We start from the raw sequence: 22,128 nt of genomic DNA on the forward strand, positions 1-22,128 counted from the left end.
CCTGAATACTCCTGAGACCGATGTGGAGAACTTGTTTTACCACGACTTGGGCACTTTGATGCCGCAGGCCGGGAGTATTCACCTCTTTTCGGTCTGATTAACCACTCTGATTTAAGGTTGGGATGCGTTCATATCATTCTCCTTGATTACGTGCTAGTAGCAATTCCAATCGATTAAACCAAACATGTACTGGATAGCATTTTGTTAGCTAACGCACCAGTGTCATAGCTTGAAAAGCGATACCATCTTTACTTGACGCCACTTCGGACAATTCAAAACCAACCTAGGTATCCGGCTCACTAAGTGCACCGTGATCCTTAACGATAATGACCGTATTCATTTTAATCGCAGGCAACCCACTCCCGCCAATACTCCACCAAATAATGGGGCAAGCTTACCAGCTCATAACGACCACCCTGAACCAGTGGCACATCCTGCCGCTTCGGCAAGTTATTCAAAAAGCGCAGCGCGACACCTGCATGCGATTCTTTGCTGCTCATAAACACCTGCAATGACTTCATCGCACCCGATGCTCCAGACTTAACCTCAACAGGCACAACCTTGCCCTGCTTAACCGTCAAGAAATCAATTTCAGAGGTCGCGCCTGCTTTTTGACGCTGCCAGTAATGCAGCTGTGGTCGTTGAAACAGCTCACGATCATCCAATAAATGTTGTGCGATGAACTGCTCTGCCAAGGCCCCTCTGGCCGTGTTATTGAGTTCACGATCAATAGAGTCCAGCTGTAAGCCCAGCGCGCTCAGCACTAAACCGATATCAAGGAAGAAGGTTTTGAAGTGATTGTCTTTTTGCTCGGCAGCGAGTGGCGCGCCATTGCCTGCGGAGTGATAACAACGGCTAACAACACGCGCCAGCTCTAGTGCTTCAAGCGCTTTTTTATTCGTTTCACTGCGCTCACCACTGGCAAGCTGGGTATAAACAGTCTTTTCAGAAATCGTGAATGACAGTTTGCGAAACACTTGCTGGATGACGTCACTTTTCACATGACGATGGTATTTACCAAAGTCAGCATAGTAAGTGTCTAAGATGGACTCTTTAACACGGGCAACCTCTAACCATGACTGGGTATCACGGTATGTTTTCACGGCTTCTGGCATTCCACCCGTCACGACATAAGCCCGTAACCGCTCCGTATACATGTCGTGTAATGCCCGGCTGGGTAGCTTACCCCAACTAAACTCAGCTAACTTGTCTGCTAAAGGTGCCTGATCAATGCCGCGTAAGTACTCATCAAACGTCATCGGGTTGATGTATAAGAACTCGACCCGCCCGACAGGAAACGAAAAGTCCGGTGCATTGATGACAAATTCCAACAACGAGCCCGTCAGCACTACCCGATACTGCGGTGCTTTTTCATAGCAATACCGTAAGAAAGGAATGATGGCAGGATGCTCCTGAGCCTCATCAAAGAAGAACAGTGTCTTATCAGGATCAAGAGATACTTTGCCTTGGCTGAGTGCAATCAGTTCAAATATGACCTCTGGGTCATTCTTTGGCAATTCGGAAACAAAGCTTTGTGGGTCTTCCATATTGAGTGTGATTAGCTCAACACCCAGTGCCTCCGCCGCTAAGTTAACCGCGGTTGTTTTACCCACTTGTCTCGCGCCACGAATGATGAGCGGCTTACGTGATGTTCTGTGATACCAATTTTCTATATATTTTATATGCTTGCGATACATAACACGGCTATCAATGTAAAAGTTATAGGGTGTTTTATAGCATATTTTGTAAAAGTTATAGGGTGTTTTTAGGATTTTTTTGCAGATGCGCTGGCTAGTATGCCGCCCATTTCAATCGCATTGAATGTGGCGATGCGCTGAATATCCACGCCATTCGCAAGTAATGTTTACGCCAGCGAAGCGGGCATGGCCTGTTTGAACCTAGCGCTTGCGGCGGCGTGGTGTTTCAGTCGCCGTCACAGGCTCATAGCTTTTTAGCCCTTCATCACCCGTTAGAATTTCAACGGCAAACCGTGACTGAGCATAGAACTCCGCAACATCCTTGATGGTGGCGTCGCCAATTGAAATACATTGATTTGCTAATGACGGCCAACTGTCGGCGAGCTTTTCCAAACCTTCCGGTGACCATAAATCAGACTGGTGCGAAAACGCCGCCCACGGTTCCAAATCCTGAGCGCTTTTCCTAATGATCTCCGCTAAGGCATTTGCACGCTCCCAACGACTATGGGCTGCTTGTGCAATATGATTTCCGGTTTCAATTAACGTAGCCATGGGTAAGACAAACGTCGTCTTTGCAACCATTTCCTCAGAGATTTTCTGATCAACCCGATCACGATCCCAGCGATCTGCATCGGAGCCGCAGGTTTCCATTCCCGGCACATTCAACCAGACACACAGAATACTAGTATCAAGAATCAACACTTTACTCACTGTTGATCCTCCAGTTTGAGCGCAGATTCAATACGCCCTGCACTGCTAAGTTTGCCAAGGCTTCCGCCCGCCAAAAGCTTTGGCAATTGTTCTAAGTCTTCCAACGGTTTCAATTCACTACAACCGCTCTCAGTATCCCGGTGTGCAACCGTAATAAATGGCAACATAGGAACACCCGCTGCATCCAGCAGTGCAGGATTATGAGTGGTTACAAGGATGTCGATACCACGTTGTTTGCCGAGTGTTCTTAGCATATCCAGCAGTGCCTGAGCGCGTGATGGATGAAGTGCATTATCGACCTCCTCAATCACCAGCAAACTCCCTGAATCTCGCGTCAGCAAAGCGGTCAGAATACCGAGATAACGCAATGTGCCATCGGACATGCCTCTGGCATCGATTTCATGCGCAGTGTCTTTTGACCATGCTTCTTCGCAATACAACATGGCATCCGTTGCGGAGCGGCCAATCTTTTCAGTCCACACCTTTTGAATATCTCGCTCTGGCAGAGCTTTTAGGTATTGGGTGAGTGTTTGTTCAATCGACTGTTTTTTTGAGGCTTCTAAATCGGCTAACACACCAGCAATATTTGAGCCGTCACTGGCTAATTTATCGGAGAGTGGCGAGTAGTCGCGCATATGGCTGGGGATTGGGTCGAAGATAAAAATGCCTCTGAACTGCGTTAATACATGCTTCATAGCATGAGTAACCTCATCATCTTCAGGTTCCATTAGCTCAGCCTGTAATAAAAATATTGTATTGGCAGAGTAACTTGTAGTGAGTTTGAGTGCTGAAGAGGTAACAGCGCTTCTCGGGATCTCCACCACAGCTATTTTCGAATCATTGACTAAAGTATCGGGTGTCTTGAAAAGGGTTTTCTCTCTTGTCGTTTCGGTACCTGCATCACTCAGTATCACCGCTTTCAGTGATTCGTTTGTAACAAATGCCTTTGCACCCTGAGTTTGCACCTCTAAACAATAGTGGTATTCATCATAATCACCGTTCCCGTCGGTAATCACTTCTAAGGCAAATTGCTTATGCGGTTGCAGACAAACCCACTCCATACCGCCTCGCAGTGCCGGAAAAGACAAATCACCATTGATCGCTTGAGCAAAAGTCACGCCACGACTAATACGATGCAAAAACGTAAGTGCATCAAGCGCATTGGATTTACCACTCACATTGGTTCCAATAATAATCGTCAGCGGATCAATATAGAGCGTTGCTTCGTCAAAGCTCTTCCAGTTTTTTAGTCTTAGCTCTTTAATCACCACAGGCTCCTGAATGTTGCGGCCATCTTGAAAGTGGCACTTATAATAACCGTATTCTATCAGTTCGGGAGCATTCGTTGATAAATGTGTTCGGCAGAAAGCAAGACTTATTGAACAGAGAAAAAATACAGTCGCTTTGTAAGAAAACAACTGTTTCGTTAATGGAGTTTTTAGATGGATTTGCAAGTATCTGTACCCCCATTGACGCCCGCTATTTATGGCGACCAAACTTAAAAGATGAAGCTGACAACCATTTGGTAGAATTAGCAATTGCCGCTCAAGCAAGGTATATAATCACCAATAACGTTTCAGACTTTGCCCAAGCTCAGCTCAAACAACTGGGCTATGAAGTAATAACTCCCGAACAACTATTGAGGGTACTTAGATCATGACAACTTTATCTATACGTTTACCTGATGACATGGCTGAAAAACTTAAGTCAATTGCTAAAGTACGAGAAATTAGTTTGAACAAACTTATGTTTGAACTCTCCGCTCACGTCTTAGCTGAAGAAGAAGCTAAACAGAAGTTTCTCGCCACACAGTTGCGAGGCAACCCCAAAAAAGCGCTACAGATGCTTGATGAATTAGATGCTTTAGGCTTCTGATTCATGAGGAAGGCCCCTATGTCGGGATAGTTGGAATGCATTATCAACTTCCTCACTCATTCAAATAAAGCTCCGCCATATCATCCAATTTGGCCTTCACTTCCTTCCAATGCGGCATCGACTGAGTCAGCAAGCGCCAGAAGCGTTCACCGTGGTTATGTTCAGCAATATGACAAAGCTCATGCAAAATCACATAATCAATACACTCCTTAGGCGCTTTTACCAAGTGAGGATTCAGCATTAAATTGCCTTTGGCGGAGCAACTGCCCCACTGCTTTTTCATCGCCATCAAGCGAAAGGATGGTATCCCCGTGACCCACGTGGTTGTCGGTAAAAGTGCTGTCAGACGTTCATGAAAAATGGCTTTCGCCTTGTGCTGATACCATCGATCAATCAGGGGTTTCACTTGTGTGCGCTGGCTATTGTAATCCGCATTGTCTGAGCCAATTGCAGGCGCTTTTTTTAGTGTGACATTGAGCTTGCCGCAGCTGAGTTTGACGCTGGGTACTTGCGATGCATCGACCATCACTTTTAATACATAACGCTTGCCTAAATAAAACTGCGTTTCACCACTCACATACTGTCGGGGCAATACCGCATCTTGTTGTTTTGAAAATGCCTCGATACTCTGCCAAATCCAACGCGCGCGTTTTTGAATCGCATCGTGAATAGCTGCATCACTGGCATCATGCGGTGCTGTCACCACCACACGCTGATCGGGGTGTACCTTAATCACCACCTTACGGGCAGGTGCTTTAGCCGTCTCACTTGGCGGTGACTTGCGCATCACCTGATAATGAATCAGATCATCCCCATACGGGAACACGCCATTTTTTACTGAGCTGGACACGCCTGTTAGCTCCTCGCTAAACCTAAGCGCGTGACATTAATCACCTCGGCAATTAGCTTCTGCGCATTATCAAGCCCCAAATCGGCAAACAACATCGGCAATAACTTGGCATGAATCGAGTTTTCAATTTCAGCGGGGTTAATCGAATACTCCGCCACGGCGGTATTCACCACCTCATCAATTTCAAAGGCATATTTCACTAAGGTTTCGGTGTCTAAGTTTTTACTCTCCAAAAACTCCGCATCAAACAAGTGTTTAAACAAACCAAAATACGCCTGCGCGTGTCGATTCAGTGTCCCCGATGCATCCACAAAGTCAGTCGGCATATCCGCCACTTTGCGGGCTTTCACATCCGCTTCAATGTCAGCAAATATCATGTACTGCTTTACGGGTGCATCAAACATCGCTTTGGCATCTTCAATCGCCTGCTTGAGCAGCTTAGAAAAGTATTCCTGCGCATACGGGTCATCCGCCAAATCCTGCTCAATCATTTTGGTCACGCGACCCGTGATTTTATCCGTTTGGTTACGCGCTTCATCATCGCTGAGGCTTTCAGGTTTTACGTCTTTGCCTAAGTTACCCACCAAATACGCGCCTTCTGGCTCTTTGACCTCAATCCCCGCGATATGCCTATCCAGTAAGCCGCGAATATCCTCAGCATAATCATCATAATCCACGGTCTCATCCGCATCCTCACGCACTTGCTTGCGCAAATCAGCAAAGGCTTTAAGATCACGCTTATACACATCCCGCTTAGTATCAAATGACGTATCTTCAAAATAAGTCGCTGACTGCAAAGCCACTTTCATGCAGCTAGAAAAAGCGGTTAAAGCATCATAAAAATCTTCACGCTTTTTTTGATTAGTATCCGTTAATTGACCACCCATCTCTGAAATCTTAGGCGCTAACACCTGACGCAAGGCTGGCCCGTCCTGCTTGTTTTTTACCTCAGCAAAGATGTCCCACAAATCACGGTGCAAGCCCGGCAGCTTTTTGTACTCCGTGTCCATGCGGTTATACAAGCCTTTCAAGTCATCAATATCAAAGCCGCCTTGAGTGCGCTCGGCAAGGTCTTGGTACTTCTCAATGGTGGTGTCCAGCTCTTTCAAAATACCGCGATAATCAATCAAATAACCAAACTGCTTTTTTTCGTGCAAGCGATTTACCCGCGCAATTGCCTGTATCAGATTGTGCTCTTTAAGCGGTTTATCGATGTATAACACCGTGTTTTTAGGCTCATCAAAGCCCGTTAGCAGCTTGTCCACCACAATCATAATGTCTGGCCCATCATCCCGACCGTAGTCTTCGATAATGGCTTTGGTGTAGGCTTTTTCGTCCTGATGACCGACGTGCGCCTTCCACCAGTTTTGCACAATATCCTTGCTCTCCTGATCCACCGCTTCATGGCCTTCACGGGTATCCGGTGCGGACATTGCCACCACCGATGTAACCGTGCCGAGTTTATCCAAGGCTTGCTTATAGCGAATGGCTGAGGCTTTAGAGTCACAAGCGAGCTGGCCTTTTAAACCCAAGCGCTTAAAGTTTTGAAAGTGATCGGCAATATCAAAGGCGATGAGTTCAATGCGGCCCTCGGTTTGGTAGATTTGCCCCTTTTGCGAAAACTTCTTTTTTAAATCCGTTTTTTGTTTATCACTGAGCTTACTGGTACTGCGCTCAAACCACGCATCAATCGCTTTGTCATTGACGTTTAACTCAGGAATACGCTCCTCATACAACAAAGGCGTGACGGTCTTATCTTCAACCGCTTGCTGCATGGTGTAGGAATGAATAATCTTGCCGAACTTATTTTCCGTCTTATCATCTTTTAACAACGGTGTGCCGGTAAACGCAATAAACGCCGCTTTGGGTAAAGCCTGCTGCATACGAATATTGTTTTCACCATTTTGGCTGCGGTGACCTTCATCCACCAACACCAAAATATCGGGGCTGTCGTTGTAACACGCTTTATCCTTTACCGCAGAACCAAACTTATTAATGATCGAGAAAATCACCCGTTCATTGCCTTGCCCAATCTGCTCAGCCAAGCGCTTGCCAGAGGACGCCATGGCATCCTTTTTATCTCGGTCAGACAGTGCACCACCCGAAGCAAAGGTACGGCTTAACTGGTCTTCCAAATCCACGCGGTCGGTGACGATAATCACCCGACACTTGGCCAAGGACTCCAGCCAGATCAAGGCTTTGGATAAGAACACCATGGTAAACGACTTACCGCTGCCCGTGGTGTGCCAGATCACGCCGCCTTCACGCGCGCCTTTCTCGTCATAGCGGTTAATGCGCTCGATCAGCGCTTTAATGCCAAACACTTGCTGATAACGCGCAACGATTTTGCCGGCCTTTTTATCAAACAAGGTAAATAAGCGCGTCATGTCTAATAAGCGGTCAGGGCGTAATAAACTGATTAGTAATCGGTCTTGGTTGGTGACGGTCAAATCACCCCCTGCAATCAGTGCTCGGTAATCTTGCAACTCATGTGCAGGTCGATGGGCAAACAGCGTGGTGAGCTGCGCGTCGCTGAGTGCGCGATTTTTTAAGCGAACAAACTCCGCCTCAGGAATCTCTTCTTCTTTCCATGTTGCCCAAAACTTATCGGGCGTGCCGCAGGTGCCGTATAAGCCCTCATGCCCATTAATCGCAAGTAGCAGCTGGCTATAGGCATACAGGTGTGGGATTTCGGTTTGGCCTTGGTTACGAATGTGTTGTGACACGGCCTCAGTGTTGGTGGATTGGCCGGGTTTGTTTGACGCGGGGCGTTTGGCTTCGATCACCACCAGCGGCAAGCCGTTGACAAAGCACACGATGTCAGGGCGTACCGTGCTAGTGCCTTGCGCGTTGGCGACGACAAACTCTTCGGTAAAATGAAACTGATTGCGGCTGATGTCTTGCCAGTCGATGAGTTGAATAGTGGGCGAGGCTTTCTTGCCGTCGATAAACTCCGTGACGCTGATGCCATACATGAGTGCATCGTAGATTTTTTCATTGGCCGCTTTTAAACCGAGGTTCATAGCAGGGCTGAGTTCCTGCATGACTTTATCAATCGCTGCCTCCGACAGCGTGTGCTGCTTACCGCCAAAGGAGAAGGTTTGACCCGCTAAAAACGAGCGCATGACCGAGGCTAGCACCACCTGTTGCTTGCTGCACGATGCAGGTGATACGAAGGTATAGCCTAATGTGCTTAGCAGTGTAAGCGCGGGGATTTTTGCACTGAATTCTTCTTGGAATTTAACGGTAGCCATGATGGTTTAGGATTCCTTTTTGAACGGTATGCGGTTGTGTGGGTGTGATTATGCGGCGGCTGTATCATCCAGTTTTACGCGGCGCTTGCCGGTGAGCAATTGCTGCATTAGGGCTTTTTTCTCTTGTTTGAGGTCGGCTAGTTGTTGTTCTAGTCGTTCGATTTCTTGATCAGCATTAGTAAACACAGAGGCAATTTTGTGTTGCTCTTCGATTGGTGGAAGTAATATCTTAATTCTTGCTAACTCACCAAGGTAAACACCAGCTTGAGCTGTTGAGTTAGATTTTCTGACTAGAAGATGATTGAAATCGTTAGAACTGAAGAGCTGCATCAAGAATTGATTATCAGCCTTATTTGATACCCTTATTATTGCCACACTTCTTTGTAAGGTAAATTTTCTGTCCTCTGACACTATGGCGACTCTTCCTAGAGTACCAACAACAGTAAGGAGTATATCTCCGCTACTTATCTCGTATTTGGAATGGATTTTCTTATAATCATTCCCACTAATGAATGGCGCACCTTTAAAACTTATTTTGTGGCTCTTCGTTATATTTGCAGCTGATAGCATTGGAATGCCTGTTTCATACCTCTTATGAGTTCCATGCGTACCGTCTTTTATGAACTCAGTAATTTGTCCCAGCCTAACCTCTTCCCACTCCCCCTCAAACACCCGCCTCGAATCATCAAGCAGGCGCTTTTTACCCGTGAGCAGTTGTTGCATTAGCGCTTTTTTCTGCTGCTTGCTATTGTCGATTAGGCGCTCAGTGGTGTTAATCGCTTTATCCCAAGTGGATAGGATTTTGGCGATTTTGCGTTGTTCTGGGAGTGGGGGGTATGGAAAAATCAGACTATTAATATCTCCCAAATTGATTCTCGGAAGAAGACTAATAACCATCCTTATAAACTGGCGTTTGGCAATTGGATTATTTAGTAAATACGTATAAAAGTATCTATCTGCTTTTTCATCATCTAGCAAGATTTTAGCAACCGCAGCATTGCTATTGCACTCTCCTAATTCACCCTCATAAACTACAGCTTTTCCTAGTGCAGAGCCAATTTTTGAAAATAAAATCGTGTTACTTGTGACATACGATTTATTCAATACTTTGTGAACATCTTCTGATATGTATGAGACATTTTCCCAATCAATTATTCCTTCTTTAATCATTTCCGACTTGATAAAGGGAATCCCCTCACTAAGAAAAGTAATAAGCTTGGTGGATGAAAAGCTCCCGAAGTCTCGTATGGGTTTTAAATATATTTCGTGAAAGTCGATATATTTCCAGTCTTTAGGGATCTCTCCGATAAGCTTATGAGCTAGCACTAAATTTTTAGTTCCCATAACCCAACTCCTCCAAATACCCCTTCATTTCTCCCTCAAGCGCTTCCAGCTCACTTTTTAGCTGCAATCGCTCGGTACGCACGGCGACTAAATCAATTTCCGCTTCTTCTTCAAAGGTATCCACATAGCGCGGGATATTGAGGTTAAAGTCGTTTTCGGTAATCTCATCGAGGCTGGCGAGGTAGGCGTATTTATCCACCGTCTCACGCGCTTGGTAGGTGTCGATGATTTTCTGGATATTCTCAGGGGTCAGCTGGTTTTGGTTTTTACCCGATTTAAACTCACGGCTGGCATCAATAAACAACACGTTTTTATCGGTCTTGTGCTTTTTGAAAATCAAAATCGCCGCAGGGATGCCCGTGCCAAAAAAGAGTTTTTCAGGTAAGCCGATGACGGTGTCCAGCAAGTTTTCTTCGATCAGCTGCTTGCGGATTTTCCCTTCGGATGAGGCTCTAAACAACACGCCATGTGGCACCACCACGCCCATGCGGCCTGTGTCGGGTTTTAGGGTTTCGATCATGTGACTGATAAAGGCGTAGTCACCTTTGGTTTTGGGTGGCGTGCCGCGTCTAAAGCGCCCGTAAGGGTCAGCGCTGGCGTCTTCATGCCCCCATTTATCCAATGAAAACGGTGGGTTGGCGGTCACGATGTCAAAGTGCAATAAAGCGGTGCCGTCTTTTTCCAATAGCAAGGGGTTGCGAATGGTGTCGCCCCACTCAATGCGGTGGTTGTCTTCACCGTGCAGGAACATATTCATTTTGGCCAAGGCCCAGGTCGAGCCAATGGCTTCCTGCCCGTATAAAGCGTATTTTCTGGAGCCTGAATTTTTGCGCACCATCGCGCCACACTTCATCAACAACGACCCCGAACCACAAGCGGGATCGCAAATTTCATCACCTTCAACAGGCTCTAAAATGGTGGCCAGTAAGTCCGAGACTTCCGGTGGCGTATAAAACTCACCGGCGGTTTTGCCGCTACTGGCGGCGAAGTGTTTGATCAGGTATTCATAAGCATTTCCGATAATGTCTAAGCTACCGACACGCTCAGAGCTTAAGTTGAGAATGTCTTTGCCAAAGTCTTCCAGCAGGTGACGCAGCAGTTCGTTTTTCTGCTTTTCCTGCCCTAAGCGGTCGGTGTTAAAACTAATGTCCTGAAACACGTTTTTCAGCTTGCTGCCGTTGGCTTCTTCAATGGCATGAAGCGCCTTGTCGATGCGCTCACCATTACCCGCTTCGTAACGCAGTTCATACAAATCCCAAAAGCTTGCACCCTCAGGCAGTACAAAGCGCTGCTTTGACATCATGGCGTGAATCAGCTCAGGGTTTTCGCCGTACTGCGTGACCAGCTTGTTGTATTCGTCCCTATACACATCCGAGATGTATTTTAAGAACAACATGGTCAGGATAAAGTCTTTGTAGGTGTCCGCACTGATTACGCCGCGAAAGGTGTCGCAGGCTGCCCAGACGGCTTTGTTGATATCGTCCTGATTGATTTGAACAGTGTCGGTCATTTGTTCTGATTCCTGTTGATGTTGACCCCGGTAGCCCATTAAATACCGCGAAGTAATGGGCAGTATCTGCCAGAAGTTGCAACTGGCATGTTTTGTTATCTTATACCACATCTACACTGAGTTAGCATTGCACTCTCTCAGCTAAACTGGCCTTTGGCACCCCGTAACAGGCTTTGATAAAGCTACAGATACCGCTCAATTACAACATCAAACTCATATAACCATCAGCCTGCACAAAGCCTGCTTACTCATAGATTCTTTTACCATGGCTTGAGGCATGAAGTTTAACCATTGAAAACTCCTTAAACATTCAACTCAAGCGCTCTAAAAACTCCTGAGGCAAAAGTGCAGGCACTGGTGACTGTTTAAAATCATTAATATTACGAGTCACTATAACGTCACACCCTGCTTTAGCAGCAATCGACGCAACGACTGCATCCTCAAAGTCCTTCATGGCAAGCTGGCGTGCATTTCGAAACACATCGCTTTCAGCATTCACTACCACAAAATGATCCAGTAGGAAGTCAATACCTTCATCCGCTTTCTGCTTATTGGTGTAGCGCGAAAGTAAATAATGAAGTGTGGTTACCGCACGTCCGGGAACAAGACCTTCACATTCTTTGTTTAGCGATTTACTAAGTGCAGCCGCGGAAGCAGCGTAGAAGGCTTCTCGCTGTTGCATCACATCAAGCAAAATATTCAGGTCAAAGAGTACTTTCATTGATGCTTATCCAATAGATAATCGTGATATTCCTTTCGAGCCTCAGAGAGATCAATATTTTGCGGCAAAATACCCGTTATCGGCTGGAGTAGCGGTGAAATTTCAGCGTTACTTTGTCGCCGTAAGCTCGCTAGCTGACGGCGAATTAACTCTGTTACCGTTAGTTTATGATCAAACGCAAATTGCTTTAGAAATTGAAGATCATCTTGCGACAATCGCACTGTGAGTTTTTGTGTTTCCATAGCTAAACGCTCTCTGTACAGCTTGGTTTTAATTATTGTACGGCATTTATATAGAAAAGCAATTTCGGAAGGTCACCTACCCCTGCTCCAAAAAACCCAATGCCGCTTCCAGCGCTGCCGTGCGTACAGCATAAGTATTGGCCTCTGGCACCAAATCAATCACATGAAACTTCTCTAACTGCTGACGCGTCTGCTCATTCGGGCATAATAAAAGCACTTCACAGTTCACTTCTTGCGCATCCTTGATGGCATTTTCCAGCGCCAGCCCAACGGTCACATCAATCATGGGCACATCGGTCAAATCAAGCACCATCACTTCATAATCCGCGATGCGGCGATGCTGGCGGGAAATCGCCTTAGACACACTAAAAATCATCGGGCCAGACAGGTAGAAAAACAGCAGCTTGCCCTTTGCCCGATCCAGTAAGGCGCGCTCATCTTCAGATAGCGGCACAATATTGCCATCCGCATCACTGATCGCCCGCACCTGACGCACATGCTCACGGCTCAGGCGTTCGATAATAATAATATTCGAGATAAATACGCCCAGCCCAACGGCCACAATCAGGTCAACAAACACTGTCAGCAGCATAACGCCATACATAATCGCCATCGCCGGTACGCTGACTTTATGCGCGCGTTGGATAAAGCTCCAATCCAGAATATTAATCCCGACATAAACGGCAATGCCCGCCAATACTGCCATCGGAATGGGTTCGGTCAAACCACCGGCTACCAGTACTACCAAAGCCAGCACCAGCGCACGCACCATGCCCGATGCCGGCGAGCGCGCACCGACCTGAATATTTGTGACGGTTCCCATGGTTGCACCAGCCCCCGGCAATGCACCAAACAATCCGGAGATCATATTGGCAAAGCCCTGCCCGCGCAGTTCTTTATCCGAGTCGTGTTCTTTTCGGGTGAGTGAGTCACCGATAACGGCCGTGAGCAAGGTATCAATACAGCCTAAGGTGCCCAGCACCAGCGCATCAATCACCATCTCGGTGAAGATTTCTAAATTAAAATGCGGGATGACCAAGGATGGTAAACCCGCCGGAATTTCACCGATGCGGCGAATGCTGTCGCTGCTAAAAAAGAGGACTGACACTAAAGTCACCACCAGCAGTGCGACCAATTGCGCGGGCACGTACTTGCGAAGTTTCTTGGGGAATAAGAACAGAATCGCCAGCGTGAGCGCACCCAGTAGCAGCTCATTTGGTTTCATATTGGCGATGGTATTGGGCAGCTCGGTCAGTGTGCCCATCACGCCTCCGGGTGGTGCAGCGTGACCCAGCAGCGGTGATATTTGCAATAAAATCAGAATGATACCGATTCCCGACATAAAGCCAGAGATCACACTATAGGGCATTAAGGTGATGTATTTACCGAGCTTAAGTGTGCCCAGTAAGACCTGAAACGCGCCGGCCATCATCACCACCGTAAACGAGATGGCGATGCCGGATTCGGGGTATTTGGCGACCATGCCGGTCAATACGGCGGTCATAATGACGGTCATGGGGCCGGTTGGTTCAGAGATCAGGGTCGTCGAGCCACCGAAAAAGGCAGCAAAAAAGCCCACCAAAATCGCGCCCCAAAGCCCGGCTTCAGCGCCCGCGCCGGAGGCCACACCAAAGGCCAGAGCCAATGGCAGAGAGATAACCGCCGTGGTCACTCCGCCAAAGATGTCACCCTTCAGATTAAAATCGTCAAAACGGTTTCCAAACAAACCTAAGCCCTCGTCAAAAAGTTTCACAACTGTAACGAATGATACTTTGTTTTGTCCAATACCCTAAGGCGTAACTTAATGCATCGATGCCGACTGAATGTAGTCTTTCGGACTTTGCCCTGTTTTCTTTTTAAACAAACGCGAAAAATACTGCGGATATTCAAAGCCCAAGTGATAAGCCGTCTGAGAAACCGAGGCATTCGGTGCCAGCAAAAGGTGCTTTGCCTCTTCGACCAAATACAGGTTGATCTGATCGATTGCCGTTTTACCGGTTGCCGCTTTCAAAGTAATCATTGAGCACGTCTTTAAAACGGGTACCGCTATTGGCACCGGTGATGACAAATACTTTTCCGTCAAGAGAACCAATACGCTCTGGTGTCCAGCCCTGCTTTCCAAATGTGTTATCAGCCATTGTTTAAATCCTTCATGTGTAAATTATTGATGTGACTAATATAGAGGACGAAGGCCATAATGCCGTTAAACATTTTGGGTAAAGACGTATACATTTCGGTAAAATCTCCCAATAATAAACTCATCTAAAAAATGATAAATATTCCGTACTATGTCGACCCAAAAAAATGCAGAACAACAACGCTTAAACGAACACTACTCCGATAAGAAAAAATGGTTGGAATGGGGCCCTTACCTCAGCGAGCGTCAATGGGGCACAGTGCGCGAGGACTACAGTGCCGGCGGTGATGCATGGGATTATTTTCCGCACGAACACGCCCGCAGCCGCACCTATCGCTGGGGTGAAGATGGCATCGCGGGGATTTCAGATCGTCACTGTGCGGTTTGTTTTGCGGTCACTTTATGGAATGGCAATGACCCTTATCTAAAAGAACGTCTCTACGGTTTAACGGGGCCGCAGGGCAACCACGGCGAGGACTGCAAAGAGCTGTACTACTATCTGGACAGCACGCCAACGCACTCCTATATGAAAAACCTGTACAAATACCCGCAGCAGGCTTACCCCTACCAGGATTTACTGGAGACCAATCAAAAACGCAACCGACAAGAGCTTGAGTACGAAATACTTGATACCGGTGTGTTTGATGACAATCGCTATTTCGATGTGTTTACCGAATACGCCAAGGCGGATGAAGAAGACATTCTGGTCAAGATCACGGTACACAACCGGGGACCGGAAGCGGCTAACATTACCGTCCTCCCTACCCTGTGGCTACGCAATTTATGGCGCTTTGGGCAGACTGAGCGTGCTCACAATATTACCAAACATACTGAGGCTGATGGCTTCGGTACAGTAAAGCTCACACATCCAAAACTCGGCGACTACTATCTGGCCTTCGACAAACCAGACCAGTGGATGTTCACCGAAAACGAAACCAACACTGACAAGTTGTATGGCCAACCCAATAAAACGCCATATGTTAAAGATTTGTTCCACGACGCCGTCGTGGGCAATGACTTCAGCCTGACACAAGCAGCTTCTCAGGGTTCGAAATTTGCCCCGATGTTTCAACAAAGCATCGACAGCCAGGGCCATATTGAAATCCGTTTACGCTTCTCAAAGCAGCACTACACGGCAACACCACTAACCGACGAGTTTGATGCCATCTTTGCATTAAGACAGCAAGAAGCCGATGACTTCTACGCGCCATTTTGTGAGAAACAACAAGGCGAGGACGCCGCCAATATTCAACGCCAAGCCTTTGCCGGTATGCTGTGGTCTAAGCAGTATTACAACATCGATATGGAGTCTTGGATAAAAGGCGACCCCGGATTAACGCCTCCGCCTGAAGCAAGAAAAAAGGGACGCAATAAAGACTGGATGACCCTCAATAATGAAGACATCATCTCGATGCCGGACAAGTGGGAATACCCTTGGTATGCGGTGTGGGACCTGGCGTTTCATACCTTACCGCTGGCCATGATTGATCCTGAGTTTGCTAAGAACCAGCTGATTATGGTGTTGCATGAATGGTATATGGCACCCAATGGACAGATTCCCGCGTATGAGTGGCACTTTTCCGATGTGAACCCACCGGTACATGCGTGGGCGGCTTACAAGGTTTATGAGATTGATAAGCAGAAGACAGGCAAAGGTGATATCACCTTTTTAAAGCGCGTCTTTAATAAGCTGTCACTGAACTTTACCTGGTGGGTAAACCAAAAAGACCGCAGTAATAACAATGTGTTTGAAGGCGGCTTTTTAGGCTTAGATAACATTGGTGTGTTTGACCGCAGCAAGGAGATTCCGGGTGGTGGCCACTTAGAGCAAGCTGACGGCACGGCATGGATGGCCATGTTTTCACTGAATATGTTACAGATCGCCTTAGAGATTTCCACCGAAGACAATGCCTATGAGGACATGTGTACCAAGTACTTCGAGCACTTCGTGTATATCTCAGAATCGCTCAATAAAATGGGGCATGACTGGGTCGGTAACTGGGATGAAAGCGAAGGCTTTTTCTATGACATTCTGGCTTTACCAAAAGAGCAATACATTCCGATCAAAGTCAGATCCTTAGTAGGCTTAATGACACTGAACTCGGTGTTAGTGCTGGAACGCGAGAAGTTAGACAACGTTAAAAGCTTTTACAGCAAGTTAAAGTGGTTCTTTAATTACCGTCGAAAGCACAATAAATACCGCGTCATTGAAGAACTCAAAGACGATGGCGACTTACTGCTGTCACTGGTACCAAAGCAGCGGCTCAAAAAACTGCTAGGCGCGTTACTGGATGAGAATGAATTCCTCAGTGATTACGGCATTCGCTCCTTGTCGAAAAAACACAGTGAGCCTTACAACATACACATAGAAGGTCAGCACTTCTCGGTGCAATACGATCCGGCAGAGTCCACCACCAATCTGTTCGGAGGCAATTCCAACTGGCGCGGGCCGATCTGGATTCCCATGAACTTTCTGTTTGTGCAGTCGCTGATGGAATACCACAAATACTATGGTGATGAGTTCACCATCGACTGCGCTATTAATGAAGAAAGGAACATCAACCTCAAAGAAGTCAGCGACGACATCAACCAGCGCTTAGTGGCGATGTTTAGGAAAGATGCCGATGGCAACCGCCCGATTCATGCACTTCACAAAGACACCTACAGCGATGAGCACTTTGAAGATTTAATCCTGTTTTATGAGTATTTTCATGGTGATAATGGCCGTGGAGTTGGCGCGACGCATCAAACCGGCTGGACCGGGTGTGTGGCGTATTTGTTGGATGGGGATTAGTGTCAGTGAGCGGGTTTCCGATGAAACTCTGTCAGCGAGAGTGTATTCCCATCCGGATCCTTAAACCATGCAATCTGCGAACCATCGGGCGTGACGCTTCTCGTAAAAATCCCTTGATTCATCTGGCTTACTCGTCCCAACAAATCCAATTACTTTCGAAGTACTTAACATGGTGTGCCCTCCTTTGGGACAAGTGATGCTCAACGCATCGCGTTAGGCGCGAGTCCAACTTACACTTTAACACTCACAGCCTCCTCGTTAAATGCTCGCCTTCATCCCATTAGCGCTCTACATCCTTTTTGCTAACTTTCATATAAACCACCTTTAAGTGTCTGGTTAATTAACACTTAAAGTGTGGCTTATTTATAGAAAATTTTTTGGAATCAGGTAGCTACCGTGTTAGCGGTTTAGTTCAACGGTTGAGTTCACCTGCATTTTGGAGCAGAGCGGAAAAATGTCAGGTGAAACGATTTGTGTACGCTCAGCATGGGCATGAACTAATGAGGTGAAAGTCCTCTGTTGGAAAATCACCGTCAGAACCCCGTGTTGGTAGTATGACGTTAACAACTAGCGAATGGCAACTGCAATACCGCGAGGTCTTGTGGGGAGGAAGCCGGACGCAAAACTGCGAGCTGATGAACAAGAACATCATATGAGGCGTAGGCTGGAGGCGAGTTGGCACAAGACAACGAAGCCGCGTGATTTAACGGCCACCGTAAATGAGCCCTTGCGCAGGGACAGTTCATGCGCTTATCTGGGGAGATGGGCTAACAAGCGATCGGTAAAATAGCAGTAAGGCTCTGCTCTAAAAGTGCCTTGGTTTCTCTGAGTTCATCGACAGAGGAAAGCGAAACAGATGAAAACCGATAGCGTCAGCAGGGGCAACCTTGTTGATGATTAAGCAGAAGTCAGCAGACGGCATAGTAGCCAAACGCCTGCCGTAATGGGCAGGACACGGTGAAACAGGTACAAGGCATCATCAAAACGGGACGCCGTTATGCCATTGATGTCGATCTGTCCAAATTCTTTGACCGCGTTAATCACGATTTACTCATGACACACCTTGGCTATCAAGTGAAGGATAAACGTGTGCTGAGGTTGATTAAACGTTACTTGCGAGCTGGGGTTATCGATAACCAGTTCTATAGTGAAACTCGGGAAGGTGTTCCTCAAGGCGGGCCATTATCGCCGCTATTGGCGAACATCATGCTCGACCCTTTGGACAAAGAACTGGAGAAGCGAGGCCACCAATTTGCACGCTATGCGGATGACTTTACCATTCTGGTGAACAGTCCTCGTGCGGGAGAAAGGGTGCTTCGTAGTATCAGCAGATACCTGAGTCACCGTTTGAAACTGATCGTGAATACGGTCAAAAGCCACGTCGTTAAAGTCAGCGAAAGCAAATTCCTTGGGTTCACCTTCAAGGCTGGGCGCATTCAATGGCATCCGAAAACCTTGCTAAAGTTTAAGCAGCAAGTCAGACGATTAACAAACCGCAACTGGGGCGTGTCTATGCGCTATCAGCTCTTTAAGCTCAGCCAATATTTACGTGGTTGGATAAATTACTTTGGTATCGCCAGTGGCTATCAACGCTGTGTCGATCTGGATCACTGGATCAGACGCAGAGTGAGAATGGCCTATTGGCGACAGTGGCGCAAACCACGCACCAAAGTCAGAAACTTAATGAGACTGGGTGTGCATGTTCAAGCCGCTGTGGCGTGTGGCATCACCAGCAAAGGGCCATGGCGTAGTGCGAAAACTCCGGGGATTAATCAGGCTTTATCGCTTGATTACTTAAAATCCGAAGGGCTTTATTCGCTGCGTGATGGTTGGATTGCGCTTCACCATTCTAAGTGAAACGCCCTGTGCGGATCCGCATGCAGGGTGTTGTGGGGAGGGCTGGTTAGATACCAGTCCTTACCCGATTATGTGCGATCCCGACCTTTGCGATAAAGTACCAAAACTATATATATCAAAGACCTATCAACACACATAATAATGATAATGAAGAAGCGGTTCCTGTTTGTTAAGCTGTCGATTCAGTTTTTCGCCACAATACGGGCAGCATTGAATCTGCACGGCAGTCTGCCAAACTAAGTCTCCTATATTTTCCAGTAAATGGTTACTTTCTAAGTCATCTTCATTTGCTTCATGAGAAATCAGCATTTGCCAGATAAATTGATCGTCTTTGGTTAGTTCATCACTACAAACGATAGATATACCACTCTCGGGTAAGTAATTGCACTTATGAATTTGATATTCCATAATTCTCCCGACTTTCCTCGCTAGCACATAACCAGCGATAGATAGCCACAATTCACCACCCTATCCCTCTGATTTAAAGAACTAAAACAAACCTAATCCGTTATCACCAGAAATAGACAGCATCTGTATAACTCAAATTATGTCTTAACTTTGCCCATTATTTCACAATAACCCACCCAAAACCACCCTACCAAAAAAGCCTTGCGCCCTTTGCTGGATGCTATACGACTTTCCGCCCGGTGATGCTGTAGACAATCGGAACATCGTTTCCCTTGTGGTCAAGATAAAAGCGGCCCGGTTCCCGCTCAACCATGCCGTCGAAACAGTTGTATGGACTAAATGGAAACTCGCTAACACGCTCGATCTGAATACCGACGTTAATCAATGCATTGATGACACTGGACATAGGGTGCGCCCACGTTGCCAGCTTGGCAGTCACACCCGCACCATTTTCGGTGTAAGTACCCTCTTCCTCCACCTCCGGTTGTACTTGGGTGAAGTATGAATACCCCGCGAGAAGATCATAAATGGGATGGAAATCCACGATATAAAAGAGACCACCGACGGCAAGGTTCGACGCAATAATGTCAGCCCATCGCCTGAGATCTGGCAGCCAGCAAATAGCGCCATAGGATGTGAACACAATGTCGTATGGGGATGCGCCCGAACGCTGGTAGGAGTAGACATCCGTACACACAAACTCAGCATCCAACGTGAGTGTTTGGGCAAGCGCCCTCGCTTTGTCGATGGCAACCGGCGAGATATCAACGCCTGTGCAGATCGCTCCCATGCGCGCCCAAGAAAGCGTGTCCATGCCAAAGTGACACTGAAGGTGTAACAGTGATTGACCGCTTACATCGTCCAGCTCTGCCAACTCGATTTCACGAAGCGAGGTTTGACCCGCGAGAAAACCCGGTAAGTCATAAAAACTGGAATCGAAATGTGCTGCTGCGCGTTTATCCCAGCCGACTCGGTTCATCTCGAAGTAGTCTGATTCTTGCATCATAGTCTCCAATTCCAGTTACCGCCTTTCCTATCTTCAAGGCCTTTTAATCAGTCAGCGTCATGCACATTCTTTAAACGATACAAACACCCCGTAAGCCACAAGAACCAAACAATCTGACTAAGTCCAAAGATCGCAGCAAACAACTCCAGCGAAAGCTGATTCTGTGCTCTGCTAAATAGTCCAGCTGAGTGATTATTCATGGGTCAATCAATTTGTCTGGCGCTGCAGGAAAGACCAATTTCAAACCCAGCATCACTAACACCGCACCGGTAACACCCTCCATCCACCTCATGGCTGAGCTACTGGCAAACAGGCGTTTGGCGGAGCTAACCATACCAGCAATCCCACACTGCCATACCATCGCGATCATAAAGTGTATGCCAGCCATCATCATAGACTGCAGGAATGGTGAGTGTTGAGGGTCAATAAACTGGGGCAAAAATGCGAGATAAAATACCGCTGTCTTTGGGTTCAGCACATTCGACAGAAAGCCCTCTTTAAGGGAGCGTTTAGCATTGAATGAGTGAGCGATCGTGTCATTGATTGCTACCCCGGCGTTACCTTTCAGCGCGGCCCGTAAGCCACTCACACCTAACCAAATCAGGTAAGCGGCACCAATCCATTTCATGACCTGAAATAACTCGGCTGATTGCAGCAAAATTGCAGAGATACCAACCGCGGAAAAAGTCGCGTGTACAAACAACCCGAGGCAAATACCAAGGCTGGTCACGACGCCATCCTTACCGCCTGAACGACTGGTGTTCTTGATAACAAGCACAGTGTCGATACCAGGGGTGATGGTTAATAAGGTAATGGCTATGAGAAACGCTTCAAAGTTTAGAATAGGCATTTAAGGTCATCCGTAGAATTATCACGGGAGTATAAGCCGACTAATAAGATGCTATCCAGCACAGTCTTTATCGGGTCATTAGTGGACCTTATTGCAAATAGACAAGCCATTTATCCAGAACTTGGTCTATGCTAATATATCGCACACCTTTATAAGGAATTACTTCGATGATTTATAAAGGATTAACCCCCAAAATACCTGAGGAGAACCACCGCATGTCACGTCTGACATTTGTCATCACCCTTTTGCTTAGTTTAACTTTTTTCTCAACCGCGCACGCTAGCAGCAGTGAACGTTTGTACTATGCGGCGAAAGGGGGATACCTTCAGGCTGCGAAAGAGTTAATCGAAACTAAAAACGCCAGCACTGCTTATGCCAACATAAACGGTGAAACTGCATTCTTTGCAGCAGTTGAGAGTGGTAATTTAGAAATGGCTGAATACTTGCTGGATAATCGCGCCAATATCAATCAACCAAATAGTAACCGCACCACGCCATTGCACATCGCAAGCCGTGCCGGTAATTTGAACATGGTTAACTTCTTACTGGAGAATGGCGCAGCACCGGATGCTACTGACAATGATGGCGTGACTCCTCTACACGAAGTGGCGGCTGCCGGTCATTTCGACATTATGCAACAACTGGTGATCAAGGGCGCGAATACCGAAGCCAGAACAGTGCGTGGTTGGCTCCCGATGCATCATGCGGCTCGGTTTGGGCATATCCGCATCGTCAGCACCTTGCTGTATCGTGGTACACCGATGTACATTCGTACCAATGACGGTAAAAGTATTTTTGATTTAGCCAAGATTGCCGGTCATGAAGATCTCTTGGTGTTTTTAGCGAAATACGCAAAGAGCAAACAATAAATG

Annotated in this window: 20 protein-coding genes; 5 read left to right on the top strand and 15 right to left on the bottom strand. The window is 47.0% G+C overall.

Annotated features, from left to right (window positions below):
- Nucleotides 1-341: 341 nt before the first annotated feature.
- From DKW60_RS11035 to DKW60_RS11045, 3 genes are all read right to left on the bottom strand, one after another.
- The gene (locus DKW60_RS11035) at nucleotides 342-1,697 is read right to left on the bottom strand and encodes an ATP-binding protein (protein WP_109837717.1); all 1,356 of its coding nucleotides are present in this window, start codon (nucleotides 1,695-1,697) and stop codon (nucleotides 342-344) included.
- Nucleotides 1,698-1,898: 201 nt separating this feature from the next.
- Nucleotides 1,899-2,408, bottom strand: a complete 510-nt coding sequence (locus DKW60_RS11040; protein ID WP_109837718.1) for a hypothetical protein — start codon at nucleotides 2,406-2,408, stop codon at nucleotides 1,899-1,901.
- Nucleotides 2,405-3,676 carry an AAA family ATPase gene (locus DKW60_RS11045; RefSeq protein WP_109837719.1) on the bottom strand — a complete coding sequence of 424 codons (1,272 nt, stop codon included), beginning with the start codon at nucleotides 3,674-3,676 and terminating at the stop codon, nucleotides 2,405-2,407. Before DKW60_RS11045 ends, DKW60_RS11040 begins: the two co-directional genes overlap by 4 nt.
- 110 nt (nucleotides 3,677-3,786) lie before the next feature.
- Between DKW60_RS11045 and DKW60_RS11050 the strand changes: the two genes are divergently transcribed.
- Together DKW60_RS11050 and DKW60_RS11055 are read left to right on the top strand one after the other, a co-directional pair.
- Complete coding sequence (locus tag DKW60_RS11050) at nucleotides 3,787-4,068, top strand: PIN domain-containing protein (RefSeq protein WP_181389662.1); 282 nt, start codon at nucleotides 3,787-3,789, stop codon at nucleotides 4,066-4,068.
- On the top strand, nucleotides 4,065-4,283 hold the full coding sequence (locus tag DKW60_RS11055) for a ribbon-helix-helix domain-containing protein (protein ID WP_109837721.1): 219 nt from the start codon (nucleotides 4,065-4,067) through the stop codon (nucleotides 4,281-4,283). The genes DKW60_RS11050 and DKW60_RS11055 overlap by 4 nt, the downstream gene beginning before the upstream one ends.
- 52 nt (nucleotides 4,284-4,335) lie before the next feature.
- Here DKW60_RS11055 and DKW60_RS11060 read toward each other — a convergent pair whose 3' ends face one another.
- From DKW60_RS11060 to DKW60_RS11100, 9 genes are all read right to left on the bottom strand, one after another.
- Entirely contained in the window at nucleotides 4,336-5,133 is a 798-nt protein-coding gene (locus DKW60_RS11060; RefSeq protein ID WP_245929687.1) for a M48 family metallopeptidase, read from the bottom strand.
- Between the two features lie 5 nt (nucleotides 5,134-5,138).
- The gene (locus DKW60_RS11065; RefSeq protein ID WP_109837722.1) at nucleotides 5,139-8,387 is read right to left on the bottom strand and encodes a type I restriction endonuclease subunit R; all 3,249 of its coding nucleotides are present in this window, start codon (nucleotides 8,385-8,387) and stop codon (nucleotides 5,139-5,141) included.
- Nucleotides 8,388-8,435: 48 nt separating this feature from the next.
- Entirely contained in the window at nucleotides 8,436-9,731 is a 1,296-nt protein-coding gene (locus DKW60_RS11070) for a restriction endonuclease subunit S (protein WP_109837723.1), read from the bottom strand.
- Nucleotides 9,721-11,241 (bottom strand): type I restriction-modification system subunit M, encoded by a 1,521-nt coding sequence (locus tag DKW60_RS11075; RefSeq protein WP_109837724.1) that lies wholly within the window; start codon nucleotides 11,239-11,241, stop codon nucleotides 9,721-9,723. The genes DKW60_RS11070 and DKW60_RS11075 overlap by 11 nt, the downstream gene beginning before the upstream one ends.
- A 310-nt stretch (nucleotides 11,242-11,551) precedes the next feature.
- Nucleotides 11,552-11,962, bottom strand: a complete 411-nt coding sequence (locus DKW60_RS11080; RefSeq protein WP_109837725.1) for a type II toxin-antitoxin system VapC family toxin — start codon at nucleotides 11,960-11,962, stop codon at nucleotides 11,552-11,554.
- The gene (locus DKW60_RS11085) at nucleotides 11,959-12,204 is read right to left on the bottom strand and encodes a DUF6364 family protein (protein ID WP_109837726.1); all 246 of its coding nucleotides are present in this window, start codon (nucleotides 12,202-12,204) and stop codon (nucleotides 11,959-11,961) included. Before DKW60_RS11085 ends, DKW60_RS11080 begins: the two co-directional genes overlap by 4 nt.
- 76 nt (nucleotides 12,205-12,280) lie before the next feature.
- Entirely contained in the window at nucleotides 12,281-13,957 is a 1,677-nt protein-coding gene (locus DKW60_RS11090) for a SulP family inorganic anion transporter (RefSeq protein WP_219988720.1), read from the bottom strand.
- 48 nt (nucleotides 13,958-14,005) lie between these two features.
- Nucleotides 14,006-14,224, bottom strand: coding sequence for a helix-turn-helix domain-containing protein (locus tag DKW60_RS11095; protein WP_109837727.1), 219 nt, complete (start codon nucleotides 14,222-14,224; stop codon nucleotides 14,006-14,008).
- Nucleotides 14,196-14,342 (bottom strand): hypothetical protein, encoded by a 147-nt coding sequence (locus DKW60_RS11100; protein WP_219988721.1) that lies wholly within the window; start codon nucleotides 14,340-14,342, stop codon nucleotides 14,196-14,198. The genes DKW60_RS11095 and DKW60_RS11100 overlap by 29 nt, the downstream gene beginning before the upstream one ends.
- Nucleotides 14,343-14,492: 150 nt before the next feature.
- Here DKW60_RS11100 and DKW60_RS11105 point away from each other — a divergent pair, with 150 nt between their 5' ends.
- Both DKW60_RS11105 and DKW60_RS11110 read left to right on the top strand, forming a co-directional pair.
- Nucleotides 14,493-17,135, top strand: coding sequence for an MGH1-like glycoside hydrolase domain-containing protein (locus tag DKW60_RS11105; protein WP_109837728.1), 2,643 nt, complete (start codon nucleotides 14,493-14,495; stop codon nucleotides 17,133-17,135).
- 957 nt (nucleotides 17,136-18,092) lie between these two features.
- Entirely contained in the window at nucleotides 18,093-18,992 is a 900-nt protein-coding gene (locus DKW60_RS11110; protein WP_109837729.1) for a reverse transcriptase domain-containing protein, read from the top strand.
- 126 nt (nucleotides 18,993-19,118) lie between these two features.
- Here DKW60_RS11110 and DKW60_RS11115 read toward each other — a convergent pair whose 3' ends face one another.
- From DKW60_RS11115 to DKW60_RS11125, 3 genes are all read right to left on the bottom strand, one after another.
- Nucleotides 19,119-19,400: a hypothetical protein gene (locus tag DKW60_RS11115; protein ID WP_109837730.1), complete on the bottom strand. Its 282-nt coding sequence runs from the start codon at nucleotides 19,398-19,400 to the stop codon at nucleotides 19,119-19,121.
- A 220-nt stretch (nucleotides 19,401-19,620) separates the two neighbouring features.
- Entirely contained in the window at nucleotides 19,621-20,406 is a 786-nt protein-coding gene (locus DKW60_RS11120) for a class I SAM-dependent methyltransferase (protein ID WP_219988722.1), read from the bottom strand.
- A gap of 196 nt (nucleotides 20,407-20,602) precedes the next feature.
- Nucleotides 20,603-21,256: a LysE family translocator gene (locus tag DKW60_RS11125; protein ID WP_109837732.1), complete on the bottom strand. Its 654-nt coding sequence runs from the start codon at nucleotides 21,254-21,256 to the stop codon at nucleotides 20,603-20,605.
- A gap of 215 nt (nucleotides 21,257-21,471) precedes the next feature.
- On the opposite strand from DKW60_RS11125, the gene DKW60_RS11130 reads away from it, so the two are divergent.
- The gene (locus DKW60_RS11130) at nucleotides 21,472-22,125 is read left to right on the top strand and encodes an ankyrin repeat domain-containing protein (RefSeq protein ID WP_181389663.1); all 654 of its coding nucleotides are present in this window, start codon (nucleotides 21,472-21,474) and stop codon (nucleotides 22,123-22,125) included.
- Nucleotides 22,126-22,128: the final 3 nt, after the last annotated feature.

Origin of the sequence: Leucothrix pacifica, assembly GCF_003172875.1 — a bacterium.
Taxonomy (GTDB): domain Bacteria; phylum Pseudomonadota; class Gammaproteobacteria; order Thiotrichales; family Thiotrichaceae; genus Leucothrix; species Leucothrix pacifica.